We start from the raw sequence: 4,290 nt of genomic DNA, 5'->3' as shown, positions 1-4,290 counted from the left end.
CCGCGCTGCACATCCCGCTGGGCCTGCTCGCGCCCAGCCCCACCAACCCGCGCCGCAAGTTCGACGCCGCCAAGCTGCAGGAGCTGGCCGAGAGCATCCGCGAGACCGAGGGCGTGTTCCAGCCCATCCTCGCGCGGCCCAACCCGGCGCACAGCGACGGCAACGGCCAGCCGCGCTATGAGATCGTCGCCGGCGAGCGCCGCTGGCGCGCCAGCAAGATCGCCGGCATGGAGACGGTGCTGGCCCTGGTGCGCGACCTCAGCGACCGCGCCGCCCTGCAGATCCAGCTGAAGGAGAACGTGGACCGCGAAAGCCTCCACGAGCTGGAGGAGGCCGAGGGCATCAAGCGGCTGATGGAAGAAGCCGGCGCCACCGCCGAAGAGGTGGGCCACATGCTCAGCAAGAGCCGCCGCTGGGTGTTCAGCCGCCTGACGCTGCTGGAGCTGGCCCCCGAGGCCCGCGAGCTGTTCCTGGCCGACAAGTTCAAGGCCACCATCGCGGCAGCGATCGCCACGATCCCGGCGCCGTCAGGCCAGGTGGACGCGGCCGAGGAGATCGCCGCCGGCTGGGCTGGCGAGCCCTTCAGTTTCCGGGCCGCGATGGACCTGCTGCGCAAGAAGTACATGCTGCGCCTGGACGCCGCGCCGTTCGACATCGCCGCGCCCTTCGAGATCGCCGGCCCCTGCACGGCCTGCCCCAAGCGCACCGGCGCCAACGCCGACCTGTTCGGCGAAGAGGAGGTCAAGCGCGGCGACATGTGCCACGACCGCGCCTGCTTTCACGCCAAGACCGGCGAGGCCCGCGCCGCCAAGCTGCAGGCCGCGCGCGACGCGGGCCACACCGTGCTGAGCGGCTCGGCCGCCATGCAGCTGATGCCCACGATCCACTACCTGCCGCACGGGCATCTGTGGTTCGACCAGCCCGCCCCCACGCTGACCACCGACGAGCGCCCGCTGCGCGAGATCTTCGGCGCCAAGCAGCGCGACGCCATCACCGTCGAGCTGGGCGGCGGCCAGATTGTCACCATCGTGCCCGAGGCCTCGGCCAAGAAGCTGCTCAAGGCCAAGGGCCTGCTCAAGCCCGAGCCCCCGGTTCAGAAGACCAAGCCGCCCGCCGCCACCCTGAGCGACGCCGCCTATGAGACGCCGGCCAGCGCGCCCGCGCCTGAGCCGCAGAAGCAGGCCGCAACGCCGCTGAGCAAAGCCCAGCTGCAGATGAACATCACCGCCCGCCGCAGCGAGCTGTTTGGCCAGCTGGTGCTCAAGGCGCTGCAAGACCAGTTGGTCGCGGCCGAGGAGCTGCCGCTGATCGTGCTGCGCCTGGCCATCACCGAGCTGCTGGAGATCGCCTCCTATGAGGCCATCCTGGCGGTGTACCAGGCCCTGGGCATCGAGTTGCCCGAGAGCGCCTATGACCAGCGCGCCGGCAACCTGCTGAGCTACCTCGACACCGTGCTGAACAGCCTCGACGGCCGCCGCCTGGGCGAGACGCTGGCGCTGTGCCTGGTGGCCGAGGAGCTGACCGACAGCAACATCGACGCCGACGAGCTGCGCGATCGCCACGACGGCATGGCCACGCCGCTGGCCGATCACTTCGGGCTCGACCTTGACGCGATCGAGGTCGACGCCACCGATGGCGCCCGCCTCCAGGTGTTCAACGAGGAGGCCCGCCGCCTGGGCATCGACCCCGCCACGCTCGACGACCCCGACGCCACTCAGGCCTGGGTGCGCTCGCAGCTCAGCGACCCGGCCGCCGCCAAGCAGGGCACGGTCAAGTACCGCAACCCCGCCACCGGCGAGACCTGGAGCGGCCGAGGCCTGCAGCCCAAGTGGCTGAAGGCCCGGCTCGCCGAAGGCGGCCGGCTCGAAGACTTCTTGCTCTGAGGAGCCCAACACCATGCAACCCACCAAGATCCCCACCCTGGCCGACAAGGCCCTGATCCAGGCGCTGGCCGAAGCGCTGCTGCGCGAGGCCGAGAAGCTCGGCGTCGTCGTCACCATCGAGCGCCAGCCCTGCGCGCCGCTGGCGATGGGCAACCATCAGCCGGTGATCTGTGTCTGGCCGCATCGCAAGGAGCCGCAGGCATGAGCGGCGACTACACCCAACAGCTGGCCCAGCGCCTGATCGAGATCTCCAACGAACACTCGTTGGAAATGACCGACGATGCCCGCCACAGCCTGGAGAGCGCGGCCGAGCAGCTGCTCTTCCTCAAGCAGCAAGTGGCCAGGACCGAAACGGTCTGCGACGCCGTCTACCTGGAGCGCAACCAGGTGGTGGCCGCCCTGGCCAAGTGCTTCCCGTCCGGCATCGCCCGCACCGCCATCGAGGGCTGGGCGCCCGAGTGGCACGGCTGCGTCTACATCGACCTGCCCACCGGCCAGGCCAGCTGGCACTACCACGACCGCGAGGCCCACCTCTTCGAGGGCCTGCCGCCCTACGCGGGCCAATGGGACGGGCACGACACGCCGGAGAAGTATCGGCGGCTGGCGGCGCTGCCGAAGACTGGGCCGCTCGCGCAGTGGAACGGAGCGGGCTGGCGCAAGGAATGTGCCGACACCGACGCGCTGCTGCGTCGCCTCGGGCTCGAACCGGAACAGTGCCGCACCGATGGGGGCTGGCTGAACCTCCCGCGCATCGAGGCGCTGCTCGCAGCCCAACCTGCGCCACCGACCCTGGCTCTTGACGCCGCAGGCCAGCCGAAGCTGAAGGCGACCGTTCTCGAACAGCAGGCGGTGCAGCTCCTGAACACCATCAAGGCCTCGCCGGCGTTCTACCAATTACCGCTTCAGGTCATCATGTCAACAGACGCGGTGCTGATGATGGCCGAGCAGCGCCGGACGGGGATTGCAGGATGAGCGCCGCCGCCTGGCCCTACAAGCCGCCCTGCCGCAACCCCGGCTTGTCGCAAGGCTTCCTTCGCTTCGGCACCATGGCACATCGCATGCTGCTGGCTCTGCACACGCTCGGCGATCTGCGCTCCTGCGACCTGGTCGACGAGCTGGATGCTGACTTGCGCTGTGTGGCCACCAACCTGATCCGCCTGCGCGACGCCAAGTTCATCTACGCACGCGGCAAGGTCTGCGGCGTGCCCAACAACGAGCGCACCCAGATGCGCTGGACCCTCAAGCCCACAGAGACAAGCCGCTATCGCCGCCTCAGCGCCAACCAGCGCCGGCAGCGCTACCAAGCGCGACTCAAGCTGCGCGCGCCGTCGGTGTTTGTGTTTCGGGGTCGCATCGAGATCGGAGCAAGTAACCATGGCTGACACCACCGCCATCGAATGGGCCGACGCCACCTTCAATCCCTGGATGGGCTGCGAGCCCGCCGGGCCGGGCTGCAAGCTCTGCTATGCCAAGCGCTGGGTCGAACGCTTCGGCGATGACTTCCGCCGCCGCCAGCGCACCAGCGCCGCCAACTGGCGCCAGCCGCTCGCCTGGGACGCCAAGCATGCGGCGTTCTTCGCCGATCACGGCCGACGCCGCCGGGTGTTCTGCGCCAGCCTGGCCGATGTGTTTGACAACAAGGTGCCGGCCGAGTGGCGCCGCGATCTGTTCGACCTGATCGCGCGAACACCCAACCTCGATTGGCTGCTGCTGACAAAGCGCATTGGCAACGCGGAGCGCATGGTGATGGAAGCCTTGCGCGGGCTGTTCCTGCACTCCAACACCGAGCCCGCAACATGGCCCTGGCCGAACGTCTGGCTCGGCGCCACCGTGGTCAACCAGGTCGAGGCCGACCGCGATATCCCCAAGCTGCTGGCGGTGCCGGCGCGCAAGCGGTTTCTGAGCATGGAGCCGCTGCTGGGCAGCGTGCAGATCTGGCCCTACACCAGCCCGCACTGCGAGCGCCACAGGGGCGCGCTCGATGCAGACGGTAAGTGCGAGGTGTGCGAGAGCCGAGGCATCTGGCGCATCGGAGAGCCGCTGGCTGCGCACGAGAAGGCGCCCATCCGCCCAGGCATTGACTGGGTCATCGCCGGCGGCGAGAGCGGGCCGCACGCGCGACCCATGCACCCTGACTGGGCCCGAGGCCTGCGCGACCAGTGCGAGGCTGCTGGCGTGCCGTTCCTGTTCAAGCAGTGGGGCGAGTGGTTGCCAGACGCGCCGCCGTGCGGCACGCCAGAGAATGCCCCCCTCGAATGGATCGGCGCGAATCAGTACGCGATCCGCGTTGGCAAGAAGTCCGCTGGCCGCCTGCTCGATGGCCGCACGCATGACGGATTCCCGGAGGCCACAGCATGAAGAAGATCATCGCCACCCACCCGCACTACGGCCAGATGTACGCGATGCA

At 69.2% G+C, this 4,290-nt stretch carries 5 protein-coding genes; all 5 read left to right on the top strand.

The window, feature by feature from the left end:
• The coding region (locus ABGI63_RS25650) for a ParB/RepB/Spo0J family partition protein (RefSeq protein WP_349745352.1) at window positions 1–1,883 on the top strand (1,883 nt) is incomplete at its 5' end.
• A 13-nt stretch (window positions 1,884–1,896) separates the two neighbouring features.
• Window positions 1,897–2,088 (top strand): hypothetical protein, encoded by a 192-nt coding sequence (locus tag ABGI63_RS25645; protein WP_349745351.1) that lies wholly within the window; start codon window positions 1,897–1,899, stop codon window positions 2,086–2,088.
• Window positions 2,085–2,855, top strand: coding sequence for a WDGH domain-containing protein (locus ABGI63_RS25640; RefSeq protein ID WP_349745350.1), 771 nt, complete (start codon window positions 2,085–2,087; stop codon window positions 2,853–2,855). The genes ABGI63_RS25645 and ABGI63_RS25640 overlap by 4 nt, the downstream gene beginning before the upstream one ends.
• Entirely contained in the window at window positions 2,852–3,265 is a 414-nt protein-coding gene (locus ABGI63_RS25635; RefSeq protein ID WP_349745349.1) for a hypothetical protein, read from the top strand. The genes ABGI63_RS25640 and ABGI63_RS25635 overlap by 4 nt, the downstream gene beginning before the upstream one ends.
• Window positions 3,258–4,241, top strand: a complete 984-nt coding sequence (locus ABGI63_RS25630; protein ID WP_349745348.1) for a phage Gp37/Gp68 family protein — start codon at window positions 3,258–3,260, stop codon at window positions 4,239–4,241. Before ABGI63_RS25635 ends, ABGI63_RS25630 begins: the two co-directional genes overlap by 8 nt.
• Window positions 4,242–4,290 lie beyond the last annotated feature (49 nt).

The sequence above is a fragment of the Roseateles cavernae genome (assembly GCF_040187885.1).
Taxonomy (GTDB): Bacteria; Pseudomonadota; Gammaproteobacteria; order Burkholderiales; family Burkholderiaceae_C; genus Roseateles_E; species Roseateles_E cavernae.
The sequence above is the reverse complement of the archived record's forward strand: the minus strand, read 5'-3'. Positions and strand labels throughout refer to the sequence as shown.

Excerpts from the sequence above, each read along its gene's own strand:
- ABGI63_RS25630 (WP_349745348.1), top strand. The coding sequence starts at position 3,258 with ATGGCTGACACCACCGCCATCGAATGGGCCGACGCCACCTTCAATCCC.
- ABGI63_RS25635 (WP_349745349.1), top strand. The coding sequence starts at position 2,852 with ATGAGCGCCGCCGCCTGGCCCTACAAGCCGCCCTGCCGCAACCCCGGC.
- ABGI63_RS25645 (WP_349745351.1), top strand. The coding sequence starts at position 1,897 with ATGCAACCCACCAAGATCCCCACCCTGGCCGACAAGGCCCTGATCCAG.
- ABGI63_RS25640 (WP_349745350.1), top strand. The coding sequence starts at position 2,085 with ATGAGCGGCGACTACACCCAACAGCTGGCCCAGCGCCTGATCGAGATC.